The 21,518-nt window shown below is 70.4% G+C and carries 20 protein-coding genes and 1 riboswitch; of the genes, 14 read left to right on the top strand and 6 right to left on the bottom strand.

Annotation, left to right across the window (positions count from 1 at the left end):
* Positions 1-2 precede the first annotated feature (2 nt).
* Positions 3-641 carry a GNAT family N-acetyltransferase gene (locus ACH4RC_RS38170; protein ID WP_398209031.1) on the bottom strand — a complete coding sequence of 213 codons (639 nt, stop codon included), beginning with the start codon at positions 639-641 and terminating at the stop codon, positions 3-5.
* A gap of 52 nt (positions 642-693) precedes the next feature.
* On the opposite strand from ACH4RC_RS38170, the gene ACH4RC_RS38165 reads away from it, so the two are divergent.
* The 3 genes from ACH4RC_RS38165 (at position 694) to ACH4RC_RS38155 (ending at position 2,736) form a co-directional block, all read left to right on the top strand.
* The gene (locus ACH4RC_RS38165) at positions 694-1,608 is read left to right on the top strand and encodes a MerR family transcriptional regulator (RefSeq protein WP_398209029.1); all 915 of its coding nucleotides are present in this window, start codon (positions 694-696) and stop codon (positions 1,606-1,608) included.
* 59 nt (positions 1,609-1,667) lie between these two features.
* The gene (locus ACH4RC_RS38160; protein WP_398209027.1) at positions 1,668-1,883 is read left to right on the top strand and encodes an EF-hand domain-containing protein; all 216 of its coding nucleotides are present in this window, start codon (positions 1,668-1,670) and stop codon (positions 1,881-1,883) included.
* Between the two features lie 166 nt (positions 1,884-2,049).
* Positions 2,050-2,736 (top strand): NADPH-dependent F420 reductase, encoded by a 687-nt coding sequence (locus ACH4RC_RS38155; protein ID WP_398209025.1) that lies wholly within the window; start codon positions 2,050-2,052, stop codon positions 2,734-2,736.
* Positions 2,737-2,779: 43 nt separating this feature from the next.
* Here ACH4RC_RS38155 and ACH4RC_RS38150 read toward each other — a convergent pair whose 3' ends face one another.
* Entirely contained in the window at positions 2,780-3,331 is a 552-nt protein-coding gene (locus tag ACH4RC_RS38150) for a glycoside hydrolase family 25 protein (RefSeq protein WP_398209024.1), read from the bottom strand.
* Positions 3,332-3,584: 253 nt separating this feature from the next.
* Between ACH4RC_RS38150 and ACH4RC_RS38145 the strand changes: the two genes are divergently transcribed.
* Entirely contained in the window at positions 3,585-4,586 is a 1,002-nt protein-coding gene (locus tag ACH4RC_RS38145) for an Ig-like domain-containing protein (protein WP_398209022.1), read from the top strand.
* A 24-nt stretch (positions 4,587-4,610) separates the two neighbouring features.
* Here ACH4RC_RS38145 and ACH4RC_RS38140 read toward each other — a convergent pair whose 3' ends face one another.
* The 4 genes from ACH4RC_RS38140 to gcvT form a co-directional block, all read right to left on the bottom strand.
* Positions 4,611-5,993 (bottom strand): L-serine ammonia-lyase, encoded by a 1,383-nt coding sequence (locus ACH4RC_RS38140; protein WP_398209020.1) that lies wholly within the window; start codon positions 5,991-5,993, stop codon positions 4,611-4,613.
* Positions 5,994-6,140: 147 nt separating this feature from the next.
* Positions 6,141-7,424: a serine hydroxymethyltransferase gene (glyA, locus tag ACH4RC_RS38135; RefSeq protein WP_398209018.1), complete on the bottom strand. Its 1,284-nt coding sequence runs from the start codon at positions 7,422-7,424 to the stop codon at positions 6,141-6,143.
* A gap of 6 nt (positions 7,425-7,430) precedes the next feature.
* Complete coding sequence (gene gcvH, locus ACH4RC_RS38130) at positions 7,431-7,811, bottom strand: glycine cleavage system protein GcvH (RefSeq protein WP_398209016.1); 381 nt, start codon at positions 7,809-7,811, stop codon at positions 7,431-7,433.
* A gap of 77 nt (positions 7,812-7,888) precedes the next feature.
* Positions 7,889-9,013, bottom strand: coding sequence for a glycine cleavage system aminomethyltransferase GcvT (gene gcvT, locus ACH4RC_RS38125; RefSeq protein WP_398209015.1), 1,125 nt, complete (start codon positions 9,011-9,013; stop codon positions 7,889-7,891).
* A gap of 174 nt (positions 9,014-9,187) precedes the next feature.
* A riboswitch (glycine riboswitch) is annotated at positions 9,188-9,295 on the bottom strand.
* A gap of 140 nt (positions 9,296-9,435) precedes the next feature.
* On the opposite strand from gcvT, the gene ACH4RC_RS38120 reads away from it, so the two are divergent.
* The 10 genes from ACH4RC_RS38120 to ACH4RC_RS38075 all read left to right on the top strand — a co-directional run bounded on the left by ACH4RC_RS38120 (position 9,436) and on the right by ACH4RC_RS38075 (position 21,477).
* Complete coding sequence (locus ACH4RC_RS38120; protein ID WP_398209013.1) at positions 9,436-10,032, top strand: AAA family ATPase; 597 nt, start codon at positions 9,436-9,438, stop codon at positions 10,030-10,032.
* Between the two features lie 49 nt (positions 10,033-10,081).
* Entirely contained in the window at positions 10,082-10,882 is an 801-nt protein-coding gene (locus ACH4RC_RS38115; RefSeq protein WP_398209012.1) for an enhanced serine sensitivity protein SseB, read from the top strand.
* A 119-nt stretch (positions 10,883-11,001) separates the two neighbouring features.
* Entirely contained in the window at positions 11,002-11,802 is an 801-nt protein-coding gene (locus ACH4RC_RS38110) for an enhanced serine sensitivity protein SseB C-terminal domain-containing protein (protein WP_398209010.1), read from the top strand.
* A 300-nt stretch (positions 11,803-12,102) separates the two neighbouring features.
* On the top strand, positions 12,103-13,107 hold the full coding sequence (locus ACH4RC_RS38105; protein ID WP_398209009.1) for an ABC transporter permease: 1,005 nt from the start codon (positions 12,103-12,105) through the stop codon (positions 13,105-13,107).
* Between the two features lie 113 nt (positions 13,108-13,220).
* Positions 13,221-14,990, top strand: a complete 1,770-nt coding sequence (locus tag ACH4RC_RS38100; protein ID WP_398209007.1) for an ABC transporter substrate-binding protein — start codon at positions 13,221-13,223, stop codon at positions 14,988-14,990.
* Positions 14,991-15,138: 148 nt separating this feature from the next.
* Positions 15,139-16,140: an ABC transporter permease gene (locus tag ACH4RC_RS38095; protein WP_398209006.1), complete on the top strand. Its 1,002-nt coding sequence runs from the start codon at positions 15,139-15,141 to the stop codon at positions 16,138-16,140.
* Positions 16,137-17,240 (top strand): ABC transporter ATP-binding protein, encoded by a 1,104-nt coding sequence (locus ACH4RC_RS38090; RefSeq protein WP_398209004.1) that lies wholly within the window; start codon positions 16,137-16,139, stop codon positions 17,238-17,240. The genes ACH4RC_RS38095 and ACH4RC_RS38090 overlap by 4 nt, the downstream gene beginning before the upstream one ends.
* Before the next feature lie 20 nt (positions 17,241-17,260).
* On the top strand, positions 17,261-18,775 hold the full coding sequence (locus tag ACH4RC_RS38085) for a dipeptide ABC transporter ATP-binding protein (RefSeq protein ID WP_398209003.1): 1,515 nt from the start codon (positions 17,261-17,263) through the stop codon (positions 18,773-18,775).
* Positions 18,776-19,351: 576 nt separating this feature from the next.
* Positions 19,352-20,746: a M1 family metallopeptidase gene (locus ACH4RC_RS38080; protein ID WP_398209002.1), complete on the top strand. Its 1,395-nt coding sequence runs from the start codon at positions 19,352-19,354 to the stop codon at positions 20,744-20,746.
* A gap of 59 nt (positions 20,747-20,805) precedes the next feature.
* Entirely contained in the window at positions 20,806-21,477 is a 672-nt protein-coding gene (locus ACH4RC_RS38075) for a trimeric intracellular cation channel family protein (protein ID WP_398209001.1), read from the top strand.
* The last annotated feature ends 41 nt before the right edge of the window (positions 21,478-21,518 follow it).

The following is a 21,518-nucleotide window of genomic DNA, read 5'->3' as shown; positions in this document are numbered from 1 at the left end:
TTCTACGGGGCGAGCATGAGCGCCTCGGACCCCACCGGGCGGTAACCCGCCGCCTGGAACACCCGCACACTGCGCGCGTTGCCCGGCGACTGCTGCGACCAGACGAACTCGTCGGTTGTCAAGTGCCGGGCGGCGACCGCCAGTTGCCGTCCGAGGCCGCGATGGCGCACGTCCTCGGCCACCTCGATCGCGGCCTCCGTGCGACCGCCGATGCCACGTCCGAGCACCAGGACCCCGGCGCCGTCCGCCGTCTCCCACACCCGCACCTCGTCGCGGTGCGTGAGGGCGCGCACCACCCGTGGGTGCTCCCGGTCGCGGATCTCGCGCATCTCGTACGGCGGCGGGCCCGCCAGCGCCGACGCCGCCGTCAGCAGGTCGATGGTGTCGTGGGCGCGGCCCGTGCGGTCCATGAACGCGGCGAGGAACCGGGCGTTCATCGACGCCGCCAGCGGATCGCAGCCCGTCGCCGCGAGCGCCTCGCGCACCCATGCGCCGGGCTCGTCCGTGAAGACGACGGTGTGCGCGGTGAACGCGAGCACCCCCGCGTCCCGCGCGCACATCTGCGGTACGACCGTGACGGAGCCGTCCGGCGCGGGGAAGACCCCCTTCGCCGCCGCGTCCAGAATGTCCCGCAGCTTCATTCCCGTCCTCCCGCTTGAGTCTCCACCCACTGGAAGGCCCAGACTCCCCGACATGAACGACGACGGCCCTGCGCTGCTCACCATCGGACAGCTGGCCCGCCGCACCGGACTCACGGTGCGCACCATCCGCTTCTGGTCCGACGAGGGTGTCCTGCACCCAGCGACCCGCAGCGACGGCGGCTACCGACTGTACGACGCGGAGTCCGTGGCCCGCCTGGAATTGATCCGCACCCTGCGCGAGCTGGGGCTCGGTCTCGACGACGTGCGCCAGGTGGTGTCCGGCGAGAAGGACATCGCCGCCGTCGCCGCCGCGCACGTGGCGGCGCTCGACGCGCAGATCCGGGTGCTGCGGGTGAACCGGGCCGTCCTGTCGACCGTCGCGAAGCGCAACTCGACCACCGAGGAGACGGCTCTCATGAACAGGCTGGCGCGGCTCTCCGCCGCCGAACGCAAGCAGATCATCGACGCCTTCATGGAGGAGACGTTCGGCGGCCTGGACGCCGCCGACCCCGACATCCGCGACCGCATCCGGGTCATGGTCCCCGACCTGCCCGACGACCCGACCAGCGCCCAGGTCGACGCCTGGGTGGAGCTGGCCGAGCTGATGCAGGACGCCGCTTTCCGCGCCCACATGCGCCGGATGATCGAGTTCAACAGCGCGGACCGCGGCCCGGACGTGGCACCGGGCAGCTCGCTGTGGTTCATGAGCCGTCTGGTGGGGCTCGCGGGGGAGGCCCTGGAGCGCGGGGTCGCGCCCGCCTCCGACGAGGCGGACCAGGTGCTGCGGGGCCTGCTCGGCGACGCCGACCGGGCCGAGGCCCTTCAGCGGCTCGAAGCCGCCGCCAACCACGACGTGGCGCGCTTCCGTGACCTGGTCTCCCTGGTGCGCGGCCTCGAACCGACGCGCAGGCCCGACCAGGAGTTCGCCTGGGTGGTCGCCGCACTCCGCGCTCACCCCGCCGGATAATCTGACCCCCGTCAATACGGCAGTACGCAACAGCGGTACGTAAACGAGGGGTGGTCCCGGTGGCGGACATCGAGGAAGCACGCAAGGCGTTCGATCGGTTCGACGCGGACGGCGACGGCTTCATCACGGCGGCCGAGTACAAGAGCGCCATGGCGCAGATGGGCGACTTCAACGTCACCGAGGCGGTGGCCGAGGTCCTCATCGCCCGGCAGGACGCCAACGGCGACAAGCTCCTCTCCTTCGACGAGTTCTGGGCCAACCTGAGCAAGGTCTGACCGCGCCCGCGCGCAGACGTCCGCCGGAGCGGAACCCCTGGTTCCCGCTCCGGCGGACGCGTTTTCTCAGCCCCCGGCGCGCGGGACACGGAGCGGGCGCGCCGTCCGAGTGGCGCATCGCAGGAATAGCCCCGGGCCCGGTGAAGTTGGCACCGCCTGTATGCACATGCATGGAACTCTCGAAGGGCCTGACATGAAGATCGGCATCATCGGCGCGGGCAACATCGGCGGAAACCTCACCCGGCGCCTCACCTCCGTCGGCCACGACGTCCGCGTGGCCAACTCGCGCGGCCCGCACACCCTGACCGCGCTCGCCGAGGAGACCGGGGCGACACCCGCCACCATCGAGGACGCGGTGCGCGGGGCGGAGATCGTGGTCGTCACGGTGCCGCTCAAGGCCGTACCGGACCTGCCCGACGGCTTCCTGAAGGAGGCCGCCGACGGCGTCACCGTCATCGACACCGGCAACTACTACCCGCGGCAGCGCGACGGGAAGATCGCCGAGATCGAGGAGGGGCTGACCGAGAGCCGGTGGACGGAGCGGCAGATCGGCCACCAGGTGGTCAAGGTGTTCAACGGCACCTACGCCCAGGACATCCTCGACAAGCCGCGCCCCTCCGGCGACCCGCAGCGCGTCGCCCTGCCGGTCTCGGGTGACGACAAGGTGGCCAAGCAGGTCGTCACCGCGCTGCTCGACGAGATCGGCTTCGACACCGTCGACGCCGGCGGCCAGGACGAGTCGTGGCGTCAGCAGCCCGGCACCCCGGTCTACGGCCTCGCCGCCGACGCGATCGCCGTCCGCAAGGCGCTGGACGCGGCCTCCCCGGAGCGCACCGCGGAGTGGCGCGCCTGAGCCGCCGCGCGGCCGTCACCCTCCTCGTCGAGGACGGGCTCGCTCAGGGCGTGGCCCATTCGCGCAGCGCCGCCTTGCTCGCGAAATCGGCCACGTTCTTGTCGAGGGGGTTGTCGGTGTACTGGTGGAAGCGCCACTTCGCCTGGATGCGCGGCTTCCCCGCCGTCACGTAGTCGGCTATCCAGAGGCCGTCGCCCGCGTAGGACGTCGTGTCGATGTTCAGCCAGAAATTCCGGTTGCAGTAGAGGACGACCCGGTGGTGCGGGCGCAGCCGCTTCACCTCGCGGATGAACTTGTCCTTCTCCCCGTTGCTCGCGTGCGTGCCGTTGCCGGTGGTCTCCCAGTCCACGGCCAGGACGTCGCCCGCCTTCTCCGGCGCCTTGCTGACGAAGTACTCGGCCTGCGCCGTCAGGTTCCCCGGCCACAGGAAGTGGTAGAAGCCGACGACACAGCCCGCGTCCCGGGCCCGCTTCGTCTGCGCCGCGAGCCGCGGATTGACGTAGCTGCGGCCTTCCGTCGCCTTGATGAAGACGAACGAGACGCCTTCCGTGCTGAACGAGGACTGGTACGAGCTGACGTCGATGCCACGGATCATGGCGAGCCTCCTGCTCGGTGGGGCGCTGGTCGGGGCGGCGCGGTGCGGGGGCGGCATGGTTGACATACCCACCGGTCCCGGTCCGGCACCGCAGCGCCGCCGCCTGTCTCGTACAGGGTCGTTTGTCCGCCCCCAGTCTTGGAACACGCTTTACACGGAGATGTGCAACTGACAGGGCAGCCTCCGCTGTCTGACAGGGAGGCGGAGGACAGGGGGCCGGACCCTCAGCAGGGGAGACCGGGCGACCGAGGAAATGGGGCAGTTCGTGGGACGGCGCAAGGGCGGCGGAATAGGCATCGCGCTCATGACGGTGGTGGCGCTCGCGGGCGTGAGCGCGTGTGGCGGCAACAGCGACGACGAGGCGGGCGGGGGAGACGCGAAGGCGTCGGACAAGCCGAGCGCGAGCGCGAAGCCCTCGCCGACGAAGCCCAAGGGCCCGCCGATGCTCCTGGAGACGATCACGCCGCAGAGCGGCAACACGGTCGGCGTGGCCATGCCGGTCTCGGTGGTGTTCACGGACCCGGTGGCCGAGAAGGCGCGCGCCACCGTCGAGAAGCACATGAAGGTCAGCGCCTCGCAGCCGGTCGAGGGCGCCTGGCACTGGTTCGGCGACAAGCGCGCCGACTGGCGGCCCAAGGAGTACTGGCCCTCGGGTACGACCGTGAAGGTCGAGGCCGACATGAAGGACGTCGGCAACGGCAACGGGCGCTACGGCGTCCGCACCTACACCCACACCTTCAAGGTCGGCGACGACGTCCGCGCCGACGTCTCCGTCCCCGGCCACACCCTGAAGGTCACCAAGAACGGTTCGGCCGTACGCACCCTGTCGATCAACGCGGGCAGTGCCGAGTACCCGACCTGGAACGGCACGATGGCCGTCATCGACAAGCAGGAGAAGGTCCACATGACCTCCTGCTCCGTCGGCATCAGCTGCAACAAGGGCGACGCCGACTACTACGACCTGACGCTGCCCTGGGACGTCCACCTCACCCAGTCCGGCACCTACGTGCACTACTCGACCGGCGACCCGAACCCGGGCAGCGGCAGCGCCCGCGGCTCGCACGGCTGCGTCCACCTGTCGATGTCCGACGCCAAGTGGTTCTACGGCCAGGTCAAGCAGGGCGACCCGATCACCATCACGGGCTCCCCGCGCGCCAAGGCCCCGGCCGACAACGGCTACGCGTCGTTCAACCTCAGCTGGGACCAGTGGCTCGCGGGCAGCGGTTCAGGCGCGGGAACCACCGCGGACCTGTAAGAACCCCGGCAGCGGCGCGGCGGGTCAGCACTCGATGATGTTCACCGCGAGCCCGCCCCGCGCCGTCTCCTTGTACTTGACGGACATGTCGGCGCCGGTCTCCTTCATGGTCTTGATGACCTTGTCGAGGGAGACCTTGTGGGAGCCGTCGCCGCGCATCGCCATCTTGGCGGCGGTGACGGCCTTGACGGCGGCCATGCCGTTGCGCTCGATGCAGGGGATCTGGACGAGGCCGCCGACCGGGTCGCAGGTCAGGCCCAGATTGTGCTCCATGCCGATCTCCGCCGCGTTCTCCACCTGCTCCGGGGAGCCGCCGAGGACCTCGGCGAGCGCGCCCGCCGCCATCGAGCAGGCCGAGCCGACCTCGCCCTGGCAGCCGACCTCGGCGCCGGAGATCGAGGCGTTCTCCTTGAAGAGCATGCCGATCGCTCCGGCCGAGAGCAGGAAGCGGACCACGCCCTCCTCCTTCTCCTCGGCGGAGCCGCTCGGCACGAAGTTCACGTAGTAGTGCAGGACGGCCGGGATGATGCCCGCCGCGCCGTTCGTCGGGGCCGTGACGACCCGGCCGCCCGCCGCGTTCTCCTCGTTCACCGCCATCGCGTACAGGGTGATCCACTCCATGGAGTGGGCCAGCGGCTCACCCTCGGCGCGCAGCTTGCGGGCCGAGCCCGCCGCCCGGCGCCGGACCTTCAGGCCGCCCGGCAGGATGCCCTCGCGGGACATGCCGCGCGCCACGCACGCCTGCATCACCCGCCACAGTTCGAGCAGCCCGGCCCGGATCTCGTCCTCGGTGCGCCAGGCCTTCTCGTTCTCCAGCATCAGCGCCGGGATGGACAGGCCGGTCTCGCGGGTGAGGCGGAGCAGCTCGTCGCCGGTGCGGAAGGGGTACTTCAGGACGGTGTCGTCGGGGACCACCGGGTTCTCGCCGGCCACCGCGTCCTCGTCCACGACGAAGCCGCCGCCGACCGAGTAGTACGTCTTGGTGAGCAGCTCGGCGCCGTCCGCGTCGTGAGCCCACAGCCGCATGCCGTTGGCGTGGTACGGCAGGGTCTCGCGGCGGTGCAGGACCAGGTCGTCGTCGAAGGAGAAGGCGATGTCGTGCACGCCGAGCAGGTTGATACGGCCGGAGGTCCTGATCTCCTCCACGCGCTCGTCGGCGTGCTCGACGTCGACCGTACGGGGCGACTCGCCCTCCAGGCCGAGCAGCACCGCCTTCGGGGTGCCGTGCCCGTGACCGGTGGCGCCGAGGGAGCCGTACAGCTCCGCGCGTATCGAGGCGGTGTGGGCCAGCAGGCCCTCGTTCTTGAGGCGCCGGGCGAACATTCGCGCCGCGCGCATGGGGCCGACCGTGTGGGAGCTGGACGGGCCGATGCCGATCGAGAACAGGTCGAAGACCGAGATGGCCACGGGGGAACTCCAAAGGTGGTTGGTAGACGCCGTTGTCTGCCGGGGGCACGGGGCGGGGCACCGTGCCCACTGAACCTGGTGGGTTCAGTGTGCGCGATGCCCCGTAAGGACGTATGTACTAAAGGGTACGTAACTCCAGCGGAACCGTTACAGGCCGGGGTAGAGCGGGTGCTTATCGGCCAGAGCGGTCACGCGGGCCTTGAGCGCGGCCGCGTCGTACGACGGCTTGAGCGCCTCGGCGATCACGTCGGCGACCTCGCGGAAGTCCTCGGCGGTGAAGCCGCGGGTGGCGAGCGCGGGCGTGCCGATGCGCAGGCCCGAGGTGACCATGGGCGGGCGCGGGTCGTTCGGGACGGCGTTGCGGTTGACCGTGATGCCGACCTCGTGGAGGCGGTCCTCGGCCTGCTGCCCGTCCAGCTCGGAGTCACGCAGGTCGACCAGGACCAGGTGCACGTCCGTGCCGCCGGAGAGCACGTTCACGCCGTGGGCGCGGGCGTCCTTTGAGGTCAGCCGCTCGGCGAGGATACGGGCACCCTCGACCGTGCGGGCCTGGCGCTCCTTGAACTCCTCCGAGGCCGCGACCTTGAAGGAGACCGCCTTCGCCGCGATCACGTGCTCCAGGGGGCCGCCCTGGAAGCCCGGGAAGACGGACGAGTTCAGCTTCTTCGCGAAGTCCTTCTTGGCGAGGATGATGCCGCCGCGCGGGCCGCCGAGCGTCTTGTGCGTCGTGGAGGTGACCACGTCGGCGTGCGGGACCGGGTTGGGGTGCAGCCCGGCCGCGACGAGGCCCGCGAAGTGCGCCATGTCGACCCAGAGGTACGCCTCGACCTCGTCGGCGATCCGGCGGAACTCGGCGAAGTCCAGCTGGCGCGGGTACGCCGACCAGCCCGCGATGATCACCTTCGGGCGGTGCTCCTTGGCGAGCCGCTCCACCTCGGCCATGTCGACCAGGCCGTTGTCGTCCACGTGGTACGGGACCACGTCGAACTGCTTGCCGGAGAAGTTCAGGCGCATGCCGTGCGTGAGGTGGCCGCCGTGCGCCAGGTCAAGGCCGAGGATCGTGTCGCCGGGCTTGGCGAGCGCGAAGAGGGCCGCCTGGTTCGCGGAGGCGCCCGAGTGCGGCTGCACGTTGGCGTACTCGGCGCCGAACAGCTCCTTGACCCGGTCGATCGCGATCTGCTCGGTGACGTCGACGTGCTCGCAGCCGCCGTAGTAGCGGCGGCCGGGGTAGCCCTCCGCGTACTTGTTGGTGAGGACCGAGCCCTGCGCCTCCATGACGGCGACCGGGGCGAAGTTCTCCGACGCGATCATCTCGAGCGTCGACTGCTGGCGGTGCAGCTCGGCGTCGAGGGCCTGGGCGACCTCGGGGTCGAGCGTGTGCAGGGACTCGTTCAGTACGGTCTTGTCGGTCTTGGCAGTCTTGTCGGTCATAAGGGGTCAGCTCCCGGAGAACTCGGTGTACTCGTCGGCGGTGAGCAGGTCCTTCGGCTCGTCCGAGACGCGGACCTTGAACAGCCAGCCGCCCTCGAAGGGGGCCGAGTTCACCAGGGACGGGTCGTCGACGACGTCCGGGTTGGCCTCGGTGACCTCGCCCGACACGGGGGAGTACAGGTCGGAGACCGACTTGGTGGACTCCAGCTCGCCGCAGGTCTCGCCCGCGGTGATGGTGTCGCCGACCTCGGGAAGCTGGACGAAGACGATGTCACCGAGCGCGTTGGCCGCGTGCTCCGTGATGCCGACCGTGGCGACGCCGTCCTCGACGGCCGACAGCCACTCGTGCTCCTTGCTGTAACGCAGCTGCTGGGGGTTGTTGCTCATGAGACGAATTCTCCTGTACGCGGGAGGGTGCGGGTGACGGTGGGGCGAGCGGTGAGCCGGGCTACGGCCGCAGGCTCCTACTTCTGGCGCTTGTAGAACGGCAGCGCGACGACCTCGTACGGCTCGTGCGTACCACGGATGTCCACGCCCACGCCCGGCGCTCCCGGCTCGGCGTGCGCGGCGTCCACGTACGCCATGGCGATCGGCTTGCCCAGGGTCGGGGACGGGGCGCCGGAGGTGACCTCGCCGATCACCTGGCCGTCGTGCACGACCGGCATGCCCGCGCGCGGGACGCGGCGGCCCTCGGCGACCAGGCCGACGAGCTTGCGGGGCGGGGCGGTCTCGGCGCGCCCGGCGGCGGCGGTCAGCGCCTCGCGGCCCACGAAGTCGCCCTCCTTCTCGAACTTCACGACCCGGCCGAGGCCCGCGTCGAACGGCGTCAGCTCGGTGGTCAGCTCATGCCCGTACAGCGGCATGCCCGCCTCCAGGCGCAGCGTGTCGCGGCAGGACAGGCCGCACGGGATGAGGCCGAGCCCGGCGCCCGCCTCGGTCAGCGCCTGCCACAGCTTCTCCGCGTCGGCGGGGGAGACGAACAGTTCGAAGCCGTCCTCGCCGGTGTAGCCGGTGCGCGCGATGAGCGCCTCGACACCGGCGACGGTGCCGGGCAGGCCCGCGTAGTACTTGAGCCCGTCGAGGTCGGCGTCCGTGACGGACTTCACGATGGCGGGGGAGTTCGGGCCCTGCACGGCGAGCAGCGCGTAGGCGTCGCGGTCGTCGCGGACCTCGGCGTCGAACCCTTCCGCACGCTCGGTCAGGGCGTCGAGCACGGTCTGCGCGTTGCCCGCGTTGGCGACGACCATGTACTCGGTCTCGGCGAGCCGGTAGACGATCAGGTCGTCGAGGATGCCGCCGTCGGCGCGGCAGATCATGGTGTAGCGGGCACGGCCGGCACCGATCGTGGCGATGTTGCCGACGAGGGCGTAGGCGAGCAGCTCGGCCGCCTGCGGCCCGGTCACCGTGATCTCGCCCATGTGGGACAGGTCGAAGAGCCCGGCCCTCGTCCGCACGGCGTTGTGCTCGTCGCGCTCGCTGGCGTAGCGCAGCGGCATGTCCCAGCCCGCGAAGTCGGTCATGGTGGCGCCCAGCGAGCGGTGCAGGGCGTCGAGCGCGGTCGTACGGGGCGTCTGCGGGGTATCAGTCATGGCGGGTGCTCCCGGGCGTGAACGGCGGTGGCGAGGGGTCCCCCGTGGCGGAGGGTCCTCCCCATCTGTCATCGGAACCTGAGAGGTTCGCCCCGACCCCGCGTACTGGCGGTCATGGCTTGCACCTTGGGTGGGACCGCCGTACGTCTGGGGCGGCCCGCTTTTCAGATGTGCCTCGCCCGCGCGGTACGGGGCCTGAGAGATTCAAGGGAGGGACTTGCTCCTTCGGCGTCCGGGTACCTGTCGTGCTGGTGGATCCCGGAACTCTCCCGCGCGGATTCAAGCGGCCGGTATGCGGTTGTGTGGTGTGGCGCGCACATCATCGCACGACTGTGCAACGGGGAAATGCGACGGCAGGCATTGCCTTCTCTTTACACTTGCCGGGCAAGTACGGCGTGACCGGAACGGGGAGGACGATCACGGTGCGGATCCCGCGACAGCGCACGGTCCGGGACTTACGCGGGCGGAGCGGCAGGACACCGCGGCGCATCCGTTTCGCGGCGGGTGACCTCGTCGTGCTCTCCGGCCTGCCGGGCAGCGGCAAGTCCACGCTGATGCGCCGGGCCGTCCGGGTCGTGCGCATCGACTCCCAGGACACCCGGGAGCGCTGGGCCGCCCGCCTGCCGCGCTTCCTGCCGTACGCGCTCTACCGCCCGCTGGTCCGCGTCGCCCACTATCTGGGCCTGCGGCGGGCGATGCGCTCCGGTGCCAGCGTCGTCGTGCACGACTGCGGCACCCAGGCGTGGGTGCGGCGCTGGGTGATCCGGACGGCCAGGCGCCGCGGCGCCGCCGTCCACCTGGTCCTGCTCGACGTCCCGCCGCCGCTGGCCCTGAAAGGGCAACTGGCGCGCGGCCGCGGCGTCTCCCGGTACGCCTTCGCCCGCCACCGCCGGGCCGTCGGCGCCCTGGTGACCTCGACGGAGCGCGGCGAACTGCCGACGGGCATCGAGTCGGCGGTGCTCCTGGACCGGGCCGCGACGGACGCCCTCGGCGGGATCACGTTCCGGGGCAGCCCGTAGCACGTTCCCCGAGCGACCCGTCGCGGCGCAGGCGTTATCGTCGGCGGCTATGGAACACCCGGCATTTCACGAGGACGCGCGCTTCCACGAGGAGGCGCACCCCCACCCCCAGCCCACACGCAGCTGGCCGGCCAACGAGCTGGAGGAGGTCCTCGCCGCCGCGCTCGGTGTCGAGGGGGCGGGCGCGCGCATCGTCGAGGTACTCGGCCGCAGCCCCATCTGGATACCCCTGCCGCAGGGCGGCTCCACCGAGAGCCGCGACCTCGACCTGCCGACCATGGAGCTGGGAGGCCAGGCGTACGTGCCGGTCTTCAGCTCCGAGGAGCAGTTCATGCAGGTCACCGGTGGCCGGATGAGCTGCACCGTCGCCCCGGCCGTCGAGTTCGCGCGCGGGCTTCCCGCCCAGGTCGGCATCGCCCTGAACCCGGACGGCGCCGTCGGCATCCCGCTGCCGCCGCCCGCCGTCGCCGAACTGGCCCGCAGCGGCCGCACCCCGCTCGACGGCCTGTCCTCCGGCGGCCGCGTCGTACTGTCCGAGCCCCACTGGCGGGACGACCCGGTCGACTTCCTGGCCGCCGTGCGCGAGGAGTTCGACACCACCGGCACCGTCCTCACCGCCCACCGCGCCCTCGCCGTCGTCGAGGACGCGGAGCCGTCGCTGTTCATCGGCGTCCAGCTCACCCAGTGGGAGGGCGCCGCCCGCGACCTGCCGCTCGACGCCCTGGGCCGCGCGCTCGGCCGCGCCCCGGCGCCCTGGCCGGTCAACCTCGTCTTCCTCGACGTCACCCAGGACCCGGTCGCCGACTTCCTGCGCACACGCGTACGTCCGTTCTACGAACGGCACCCGTGACCCCGTCCGTCAAGTCGATGACAGCAACGCCGCTTAAGCTGGTTTCATGACCTGACCGGGCGGCGCTGTGCCTTCCGGTCACGGGCGGGACACGGACGTTCACGAAGGGGCGGTTACGGGTGAGTGCGTCGGGCACGGCCGCGGCCGGACAGGTCGAGCACATGCTGCGCCAGGTGACCCCCGGGCGCTACGACGCGTTCGAGGCGCTCCTCTCGGCGCTCGCCGCGGGCCAGGTCTGGATGCTGCTCTGGCACGGGCAGGCCGGCTCCCCCGACGCCCAGTACGGGAACATGGACGTGGACGGATTCTCGTACGCGCCCTGCGTCACCTCCGCCCAGGAGCTCTCCGCCTCCGGCTGGTCCCGCGCCTACGAGGTGGTCAGCGGCGTCGACGCGGCCCGCACGCTCTACCCCGACCACTACGGCCTCTGGCTCAACCCGCACGCCCCGGGCGGCGGCGTCGGCGTGCCCTGGCTCGACCTGCGCCGTATCGCGGGCGGCCTCGACCGCCAGCCCGCCGGGCCGCTGCGGCTGAGCGAACCCACCCTCGAACTTCCGCAGTTCTACGTGCTGCTCGCGCAGAACGCGCACCGCACCACCGCGGTCCGCGCGCTGCGCCGCGCCTGGGTGCAGCCCGCGATCGGCGCCCCCTACCTGGCGATCGGTCTCGACGTGTACGACACGTCGCCCGCGTCGGTGGACGCGGTGCGGGCGATGATGCAGCAGTCCGTCGCGGCGGTCCCGGACGGCCTGCCGGTCTCCACGGTCGCGATGTCCGACGCGTACGACCCGGTCGCGATGTGGCTGCGGGCGAACGCGCGGCCGTTCTACGACCGTGAGGCCCATGTCGCCCCCGCCGGTCAGGCAGGTCAGGCGGGGGCGGGTTACGGGTATCCGCCCCCTTATGGGGCGTCGTACTAACTGCCGCCCGCCTATCGGCAGTTGTGGGCCCAATGTCCGAACTGAAGCCACTTAAGCCCCAACTGACCGCTGTTCGCACGTCGTTCACAGGCGTCCGGATAACGGAACACCCCTGACCGCATCACGGTTAGGCATCCTTTCCCCGTCAAGTCTGGCAACAGATCGCACACAGGTTGAAGACTCCCGCAGCAGGGGGTTTCGGCCTTGTGTACGAGCCCCTGCGTACGACGGACTGAACCACGCCGCTACAGCGGCAAGTGCGGGCCGGTCACCGCCGGTTGAGAAGGGGTCCTTGCCACGATGACGGCACCATTGCACGACACGACCGCGGAAGCGGAGCCGACCGCTCCGGTCGACGCTGCCGCGAGCGCCCCCGGCCGCAAGGTCGAGGGCCGGTCGCTGAAGCAGATCGCCTGGAACCGCCTCAAGCGGGACAAGGTCGCCCTCGCCGGTGGCATCGTTGTCGTCTTCCTGATCCTGGTGGCGGTCTTCGCGCCGCTCATCGTGAGCCTGCTCGGCCACCCGCCGAACCAGTTCCACCAGGACGAGCTCGACCCCCTGACCAACCTGCCGCAGGGCGCCCTCGGCGGCGTCAGCAGCGACTTCCTCTTCGGCGTCGAGCCGAACAAGGGCCGCGACGTCTTCAGCCGCATCGTCTACGGCGCCCGCATCTCGCTCCTCGTCGCGTTCCTCGCGGCGATCGTCGCGGTGGCGCTCGGCACCCTCTTCGGCATCATCGCGGGCTACTTCGGCGGCTGGGTCGACGCCGTCATCAGCCGCGTCATGGACGTGCTGCTCTCCTTCCCGCAGCTGCTCTTCATCATCTCCCTGGTCTCGGTGCTCCCGGACGACCTGCTCGGCCTGACCGGCAGCGGCGTGCGCATCGCCGTCCTCGTCATGGTCATCGGCTTCTTCGGCTGGCCCTACGTCGGCCGCATCGTGCGCGGTCAGACGCTCTCGCTGCGCGAGCGCGAGTACGTGGAGGCGGCCCGCTCGCTCGGCGGCGGCTCGCGCCACATCCTCTTCCGCGAACTGCTGCCCAACCTGGCCGCGCCGATCGTCGTCTACATGACCCTGATGATCCCGACGAACATCCTCACGGAGGCGGCGCTCAGCTTCCTCGGTGCCGGTGTCCGGCCGCCCACCGCGTCCTGGGGCGGCATGCTCCGCGACGCGCTCGAGACGTACGAGCACGACCCGATGTTCATGGTCTTCCCGGGCGTCACGATCTTCATCACCGTTCTCGCGTTCAACCTCTTCGGCGACGGGCTGCGTGACGCGCTCGACCCGAAGGGGACCCGGTAAGACCACAGGCCCGACGGGCCTGTCACGAACTGCCCCTGCCGCATCGTCAGGTGGCTCGACTCCCTGGTTCTCCGGCCCCGGCCCGGAACCGCGATCTCGGAGGTTACGAGAAAATGTCCACAAGTTCCTCGAAACGACGGCTCGCCGCCGGCGCCGCCCTCGTCGTCGCGGCACTCGTGTCGACCACGGCGTGCGGTGGCGGTGACGGCGACTCCAAGGACTCGTCGAAGGGCGCCGGGTACGACGCCGCGTACAACAAGGTCGCCAACGCCTCCACGAAGAAGGGAGGCACGCTGAAGATGGTCGGCAAGCAGGACCTGGACTCCGCCGACCCGCAGCGCGCCTACTACGGCATGTCGTGGGACTTCATGCGCTTCTACACGCGTCAGCTCGTGACGTTCGCCCCGAAGGCGGGCGCCGCCTCCACCGAGCTGGTGGGCGACCTCGCCACCTCCACCGCCAAGGTCTCCGACGGCGGCAAGACCTACACGTACACCCTGCGTGACGGCGTGACGTGGGAGGACGGCACGCCCGTCACCGCGCAGGACGTCAAGTACGGCATCGAGCGCATCTGGGCGACGGACACCATCACCGGTGGCCCGCAGTACCTGAAGCAGACCCTGGACCCCAAGGGCGAGTACAAGGGCCCCTACAAGGACAAGTCCAAGGACAAGCTGGGCCTGAAGGCCATCGAGACGCCGGACGCGAAGACCGTCGTCTTCAAGCTTCCCAAGCCCAACGGTGACTTCGAGCAGTTCCTCGCCATGCCCTCCGGCTCGCCGGTGAAGCAGGAGAAGGACACGGCGACCAAGTACACCCAGCGCCCGTTCTCCAACGGCCCGTACAAGTTCGAGTCGTACAAGGCCAACAAGAAGATCGTCCTTGTCCGCAACGACAAGTGGAACAAGGCCTCGGACCCGGTCCGCGCCGCGCTTCCCGACAAGGTCGACGTGACGATCTCCGCCAACCTGGAGGAGAACGACAAGCGCCTGATGGAAGGCGACTACGACGTCGACATGAACGGCACCGGCATGACCCAGTCGGGCCGTGTCAGCGCCGTCCAGGACCACCGCGACAGCGTCGACAACATGCGGACCTCCTTCGTCCGCTACGTCGCCCTGATCCACACCGCCAAGCCGTTCGACAACGTCCACTGCCGCAAGGCCGTGTTCTACGCGACCGACTTCGCGGGCCTGCAGCAGACCCGCGGCGGCGAGCTGGCCGGTGGCGAGATCGCCAACTCCACCCTGCCGGTCTCCATCAAGGGCCACTCGACGTACGACCCGTACGGCGTCCTCGCCCGCAAGGGCAAGCCGGACGCGGCCAAGGCCAAGGCCGAGCTGAAGGAGTGCGGCAAGCCCGCCGGCTTCTCCACCAAGATCACCGCCCGTAACAACAACCCGGGCGAGGTCGACACCGCCGAGGCGCTCCAGGAGCAGCTCTCCAAGGTCGGCATCAAGCTCGAGGTGGACGCCCTGGACGGCGCCGAGACCTCCGCGATCACCGGTTCGCCGAAGGTCGTCAAGGAGCGCGGCTACGGCATGACGATGAGCGGCTGGGGCCCGGACTTCCCGTCCGGCCAGGGCTTCGGCCAGCCGCTGTGGGACAGCCGGTTCCTCTCGGACACGGGTAACTACAACGAGTCCCAGATCAAGGACCCGAAGATCGACGCGCTCTTCGACAAGGCGATCGCCGAGACGGACGCCGAGAAGGCCGGGAAGATCTACGAGGAGCTCGACCACCGGATCCTCGACCAGGCCGACTGGATGCCCTTCATCTACGAGAAGAACATCACCTGGCGTGGCCCGCGTCTGACCAACGTCTACATGTCCGACGCCTACAACGGCCGCTACGACTACGTCTCCCTCGGCGTCGTCAAGTAACACCCCCTCCGGGCAGCGGAGCACTCCTCCGCTGCCCGGCTCTGGACCTCCGCCGCCGAAACCCGCCAGTCCGAAGGGCAGGTGATGGCCCCGGGCGCCGAACGGGAACCCCCACAAGGAGTTCCCGGCAGGTGCCGGGCCGCGCACAGTGCTTGCTTATCTCATCCGGCGCCTGTTCGCCGTTGTCATCATGGTGCTCGTCGTGCTGCTCGCGACGTTCACCATCTTCTTCATGCTGCCCAAATGGGCGGGTCAGGACGTGGCCGTCCTCTTCGCCGGCAAGGCAACCGGAGCCGAGCAGCTCGCCGGTATCCGGATCAAGCTCGGCCTGGACGACCCCGTGCTCGTCCAGTTCTGGGACTTCGTCAAGGGCATCCCGCTGGGCCGCGACTACGTCAACGGCGCCGACGTGACCCACTGCTCCGCGCCCTGCTTCGGCTACTCCTTCCGTACGGAGGCGCCGGTCTGGGACACCCTCAAGGACGCGCTTCCCGTCACCCTGGCGCTCGCCGCCGGTGCCTGTGTCCTGTGGCTGGTCGCCGGTGTCGCCACCGGTGTGCTCTCCGCCCTCAAGCGCGGCACCATCTGGGACCGCTCCGCCATGACGATCGCCCTCGGCGGCGTCTCCCTCCCGGTCTTCTTCACCGGCATGGTCGCGATGGGCATCTTCGTCCACAGCCTCGGCTGGGTGCACATCGCCGACAGCCTCTCCACCGACGACTCCATCGGGGTCTGGCTGGAGACGCTGATCCTGCCGTGGATCGTGCTCGCCTTCCTCAACGCCGCGATGTACGCCCGTCTCACCAGAGCCACCATGCTGGAGATCCTGGGCGAGGACTACATCCGCACCGCCCGCTCCAAGGGCCTCGGCGAGTCCAGCGTCATCACCCGGCACGCCCTGCGCTCCGCGATGACCCCGATCCTCACCGTCTTCGGCCTCGACCTCGGTGTGCTGCTCGGCGGCGCGGTCCTCACCGAGTCCACGTTCAACCTGCCGGGTCTCGGCCTCGCGGCGGTCCAGGCCATCAGCAACAAGGACCTGCCCGTGATCCTCGGCGTGACACTCTTCGCGGCCCTCGCGATCGCCGTCGCCAACCTCGTCGTGGACCTTCTGTACGCCGTCATCGACCCGCGAGTGAGGCTGGGATGACCGACCTGAACAAGACCGGGGCAGCGGTCGGTGAACCCACCGACTCCACTGCCTCGGCCGCTCCCAAGGCCTTCCTCGAGGTCCGCGACCTCAAGGTGCACTTCCCGACCGACGACGGCCTGGTCAAGTCCGTCGACGGGCTCTCCTTCACCCTGGAGAAGGGCCGCACGCTCGGCATCGTCGGCGAGTCGGGCTCCGGCAAGTCCGTCACCTCGCTCGGCATCCTCGGCCTGCACACGGCCGGCCAGTACGGCCGCCGCAAGGCGCAGATCAGCGGCGAGATCTGGCTCGACGGCACCGAGCTGCTCACCGCGGACCCGGACAAGGTCCGCAAGCTGCGCGGCCGCGACATGGCGATGATCTTCCAGGACCCGCTCTCCGCGCTGCACCCGTACTACACGATCGGCAAGCAGATCGTGGAGGCGTACCGGGTCCACCACAACGTCGACAAGAAGACGGCCCGCAAGCGCGCCATCGAGATGCTCGACCGCGTCGGCATCCCGCAGCCCGACAAGCGCGTGGACGCCTACCCGCACGAGTTCTCCGGCGGTATGCGCCAGCGCGCGATGATCGCCATGGCGCTCGTCAACAACCCCGAACTGCTGATCGCCGACGAGCCGACCACGGCCCTCGACGTGACCGTGCAGGCGCAGATCCTCGACCTGATCCGGGACCTGCAGAAGGAGTTCGGCTCCGCCGTCATCATGATCACGCACGACCTCGGTGTCGTCGCGGAGATGGCCGACGAGCTCCTCGTCATGTACGGCGGCCGGTGCGTCGAGCGGGGCTCGGCCGGACAGGTCTTCTCCACGCCCCAGCACCCGTACACCTGGGGCCTGCTCGGCTCGATGCCGCGCATCGACCGCGAGCAGACCGACCGGCTCACCCCGGTCAAGGGCTCCCCGCCCAGCCTCATCAACCTGCCGACCGGCTGCGCCTTCAACCCGCGCTGCCCGTACGCGGACATCCCCAAGGACAACATCACCCGTCGCGAGCGCCCCGAGCTCCAGCAGATCGACTCCGGTCACTACTCGGCCTGCCACATGTCGGCCGAGCAGCGCCAGCGGATCTGGACCGAAGAGATTGCGCCGAAGCTGTGACGGACGCCAAAGGACCCGACATGACGATCCCTCAGCAGACGACGGACGCGCCGGCCACCTCGCCGGACCCCGCCAAGGGTGAGCCGCTGCTCAAGGTCGAGGGCCTGGTCAAGCACTTCCCCATCAAGAAGGGCCTGCTCAAGCGGCAGGTCGCCGCGGTGCAGGCGGTCGACGGGCTGACCTTCGACGTCCGCGCCGGGGAGACCCTCGGCGTCGTCGGCGAGTCCGGCTGCGGCAAGTCGACGATGGGCCGGCTCATCACCCGGCTGCTCGAACCCACCGCCGGACGCGTGGAGTTCGAGGGCGAGGACATCACCCACCTCGGCGTGCGCGGCATGCGGCCGCTCCGCCGCGACGTGCAGATGATCTTCCAGGACCCGTACTCGTCGCTGAACCCGCGCCACAACATCGGCACGATCGTCGGGGCGCCGTTCCGCCTCCAGGGCGTGAAGCCGGAGGGCGGCGTCCGCCAGGCGGTCCAGGACCTCCTGGAGCGCGTCGGCCTCAACCCGGAGCACTACAACCGCTACCCGCACGAGTTCTCCGGCGGCCAGCGCCAGCGCATCGGCATCGCCCGCGCGCTGGCCCTGAAGCCGAAGCTGGTGGTCGCCGACGAACCGGTCTCGGCCCTCGACGTCTCGATCCAGGCCCAGGTGGTGAACCTCCTGGACGACCTCCAGGAGGAGCTGGGCCTCACCTACGTGATCATCGCCCACGACCTCTCGGTCATCCGGCACGTCTCGGACCGCATCGCGGTGATGTACCTCGGCAAGATCGTGGAACTCGCCGACCGCGACGACCTCTACTCGACCCCGATGCACCCGTACACCAAGGCGCTGCTCTCGGCGGTGCCGGTGCCGGACCCGAAGCGGCGCGGCACCAAGAGCGAGCGCATCCTGCTCCGCGGCGACGTCCCTTCACCGATCGACCCGCCCGCCGGGTGCCGCTTCCACACGCGCTGCTGGAAGGCGACGGAGGTCTGCGCCACGAAGGAGCCCCCGCTCCTTCAGCTCGGCACGGGCCACCAGGTCGCCTGCCACCACCCGGAGAACGCCCCCGACCAGGCCCCGGAGGACACGACGCTCCTTTCCGCGGCGCGGGAGGCGATCGACGTGGTGACGGTGCCTGCGCCGGCGGCCGCGGAGGACGAAGCGGGGGCTCCGGAGACGCCGGTCATGGATGCCCCGGAGGCGCCGGAGAAGCCGGTCGCGGGTGACCCGAATGCCCCGGAGGCCCCGGAGGCGCCGGTCGCGGATGCCCCGGATGCCCCGGAGGCCCCGGAGGCGCCGGTCGCGGATGATTCGGCCGCCTCGGAGGCCCCGGAGGCGCCGGTCTCGGAGGAGGCGGGTACGCCGGAGGCGCCGGTCGCGGATGCCCCGGCCGCCCCGGATGCCCCGGAGGCACCGGTCGCGGATGACCCGGCGGCCCCGGAGGCGCCGGCCTCGGAGGAGGCGGGTACGCCAGAGACCCCGGAGACCCCGGCTGCGGAGGAGGCGGGTACGCCAGAGACCCCGGAGGTGCCGGAGAAGAAGTAACGGGCTGGGGGGCGCGGGCGAACGCCCCGCCCCCGCACAGCCCACCCCGGGCGCCCCGGTCGCGGCCCTGGGCTCCGCCCGCCCGCACTCCCGCACAGCCCATCCCGGGTGCCCCGGTCGCGGCCCTGGGCTCCGCCCGCCCGCACTGCCGCACAGCCCATCCCGGGTGCCCCGGTCGCGGCCCTGGGCTCCGCCCGTCCGCACTGCCACGTCGCACCCCGGGTATCCCCGTCTCGGCCCTGGCTCCGCCCATCCGTGTCGGGTCCCGGCCGCCCCCGTCTCGGGCGGTCCGCTTCCGCCGGGCTCCGTCCGAAGGAGATTCAGGGCGGCAGGGTGGGCAAGGCAGCCCCCGCGCCGGGCAACCGCGCAAAGAGGCGCCCGCGAACACCCCCGCTGGGGCCGCGGCTCAACTCCCGCCCCGCCCTGAGCAACGCCTCGCTCGGCCCCGGGCAACCGCAGCAGCGGGCCCAAGCGGAATCTGCCCCAAATGACCCAGCGGGGTCATGTACACGCCCGCCCCCGAACGGCAGTGTGCCCGTGTCGACAGACACCGGCACACGTTCGAAGGGAACGCCCATGGCCCTCTCCCGTTCGGCACGCCTGGCCGCCCTCACCGTCGCGGCAGCCTCCTTCACCCTGATCGCCGCCGCCCCGGCCCCCACCCCCGGCGCCCCCGGCATCGGCGACACGTACTTCCCGTACCTCGGAAACGGCGGCTACGACGCCCGCCACTACACCCTCGACGTCGCCTACAACCCGGACACGGACCGCCTCGACGGCCGCACGACCCTCACCGCCCACGCCACCCAGAGCCTCTCCTCCTTCAACCTGGATCTGCAGAAACTCACGGTCACCAAGGTCGAGGTGGACGGCAGACGCGCCGACTTCACCCGCACCGGCGACGAAATAGCGGTCACCCCGCGCGAAGCGATACGCAAGAACAAGTCCTTCGACGTCACGGTCGCCTACGGCGGCGTCCCCGAACCCCTCACCGGCCCGATCGTCTTCGGCTCCGACTACGGCTGGATGAAGACCCCCGACGGAGTCTTCGTCGCCTGCGAACCGAACGCCGCCTCCACCTGGTTCCCGTCCAGCGACCACCCCGCGGACAAGGCGACGTACGACATCCGTATCAAGGCCCCCAAGGGCCTCACCGGCGTCTCGAACGGCCGTCTGGTCGCCACGTACAGCACGAAGGACGACCAGACCGTCCACCACTGGCGCGAGTCGAAGCCGATGGCGACCTATCTGGCGACCGCGAGCATCGGCAAGTTCGATGTGCGGACGGGCCGCACCCCGGCCGGCACGCCCATCTACGTGGCCATCGACCCGGTCCTCGCCAACGACAACACGGTCGACGTCTACGCCGTCACCGCCGAGGCCACCGACTACTGGGCCGAGGTCTTCGGCCCGTACCCCTTCGAGGAGACGGGCGCGGTCGTCGACGACATGCCGCAGGCCGGTTTCTCCCTGGAGACGCAGACGAAACCGAGCTACTCCGCGGTCCGCTCGGAGTCGACGATCGTGCACGAACTGGCCCACCAGTGGTTCGGCGACTCGGTCTCGGTCGAGCGCTGGAAGCACATCTGGCTGAACGAGGGCTTCGCCACGTACGCCCAGTGGCTCTGGTCGGAGCACGAGGGCATCCGCTCGGCCCACGACTCCTTCCAGGCGGGTTACGACTCACGCCCCGCCGGCTCGGCCTTCTGGGACGTCGTCGTCGCGGACCCGCAGCGCGACACGATGTTCGCCTCGGCCGTCTACCAGCGCGGCGCGATGACCCTGCAACAGCTCCGCGAGTACATCGGCGACAAGGCGTTCTTCAAGCTGCTCCCGGCCTGGGTCAAGCAGAACCGGTACGGGAACGCGACGACCGACGACTTCAAGAAGCTCGCAGAGAAGATCGGCGGCAGGAACCTGGACGCCCTCTTCGACACGTGGCTGTACCAGCCCGGGAAGCCGGTGCTGTAAGCCCGCGCTGCGAGGCCGCGCCGTAAGTCCGCGCCGTAACGATCCGCCAGAATCATCGGGTGCTCCAGAACCTGTTCACCCCCTCCGTCCAGCACTGGCTCGACCTCATCGGCATCTTCGTGTTCGCCATCTCCGGCGCGCTGATGGCCGTACGCAAGAACTGGGACGTCTTCGGCATCGGCGTCCTGGCCGAGGTCACCGCGCTGGGCGGAGGGCTGCTCCGCGACCTGATCATCGGGGCCGTGCCCCCGGCCGCCTTCACCGACCTCGGCTACTTCTCGACGCCGCTGGTCGCCGCGGCGCTGGTCTTCTTCCTGCACCCGGAGGTCGAGCGGACGCAGACCGCGGTGAACGTCTTCGACGCGGCGGGCCTCGGCCTGTTCGCGGTCACGGGCACGACGAAGGCGTACGACTTCGGGCTCGGCCTCACCGCGTCGGCCGCGCTCGGCGTCGCGACGGCGGTCGGCGGGGGAGTGCTGCGCGACATCATCGCCAACGAGGTGCCGTCCCTGGTCCGCTGGGACCGCGACCTCTACGCCGTCCCGGCGATGGTCGGCGCCGTCATCGTCGTGGTCTGCATCAACTACGACGCCCTGAACGCGTACACCAGCTCCCTCGCGGTCCTCACCGCGTTCGTCCTGCGCCTGCTCGCGATGCGCTACCACTGGCGCGCGCCGAGGGCATGGAACCGCAGGTCGGCGGCGGTGGACGTGACGGAGGAGACACCGTAGCCGCGATCCGGGGAAGCGCGAAGCTACCGCTTAGTAATCTA

Origin of the sequence: Streptomyces sp. NPDC016845 (assembly GCF_044332585.1) — a bacterium.
Taxonomy (GTDB): domain Bacteria; phylum Actinomycetota; class Actinomycetes; order Streptomycetales; family Streptomycetaceae; genus Streptomyces.
The sequence above is the reverse complement of the archived record's forward strand: the minus strand, read 5'-3'. Positions and strand labels throughout refer to the sequence as shown.

Bases quoted from the DNA above. Each gene is read 5' to 3' on its own strand.
- ACH4RC_RS38170 (WP_398209031.1), bottom strand. From the start codon at position 641: ATGAAGCTGCGGGACATTCTGGACGCGGCGGCGAAGGGGGTCTTCCCC.
- ACH4RC_RS38165 (WP_398209029.1), top strand. From the start codon at position 694: ATGAACGACGACGGCCCTGCGCTGCTCACCATCGGACAGCTGGCCCGC.
- ACH4RC_RS38155 (WP_398209025.1), top strand. From the start codon at position 2,050: ATGCATGGAACTCTCGAAGGGCCTGACATGAAGATCGGCATCATCGGC.
- ACH4RC_RS38150 (WP_398209024.1), bottom strand. From the start codon at position 3,331: ATGATCCGTGGCATCGACGTCAGCTCGTACCAGTCCTCGTTCAGCACG.
- ACH4RC_RS38145 (WP_398209022.1), top strand. From the start codon at position 3,585: ATGGGGCAGTTCGTGGGACGGCGCAAGGGCGGCGGAATAGGCATCGCG.
- glyA (WP_398209018.1), bottom strand. From the start codon at position 7,424: ATGACCGACAAGACTGCCAAGACCGACAAGACCGTACTGAACGAGTCC.
- gcvH (WP_398209016.1), bottom strand. From the start codon at position 7,811: ATGAGCAACAACCCCCAGCAGCTGCGTTACAGCAAGGAGCACGAGTGG.
- gcvT (WP_398209015.1), bottom strand. From the start codon at position 9,013: ATGACTGATACCCCGCAGACGCCCCGTACGACCGCGCTCGACGCCCTG.
- ACH4RC_RS38115 (WP_398209012.1), top strand. From the start codon at position 10,082: ATGGAACACCCGGCATTTCACGAGGACGCGCGCTTCCACGAGGAGGCG.
- ACH4RC_RS38105 (WP_398209009.1), top strand. From the start codon at position 12,103: ATGACGGCACCATTGCACGACACGACCGCGGAAGCGGAGCCGACCGCT.
- ACH4RC_RS38100 (WP_398209007.1), top strand. From the start codon at position 13,221: ATGTCCACAAGTTCCTCGAAACGACGGCTCGCCGCCGGCGCCGCCCTC.
- ACH4RC_RS38090 (WP_398209004.1), top strand. From the start codon at position 16,137: ATGACCGACCTGAACAAGACCGGGGCAGCGGTCGGTGAACCCACCGAC.
- ACH4RC_RS38085 (WP_398209003.1), top strand. From the start codon at position 17,261: ATGACGATCCCTCAGCAGACGACGGACGCGCCGGCCACCTCGCCGGAC.
- ACH4RC_RS38080 (WP_398209002.1), top strand. From the start codon at position 19,352: ATGGCCCTCTCCCGTTCGGCACGCCTGGCCGCCCTCACCGTCGCGGCA.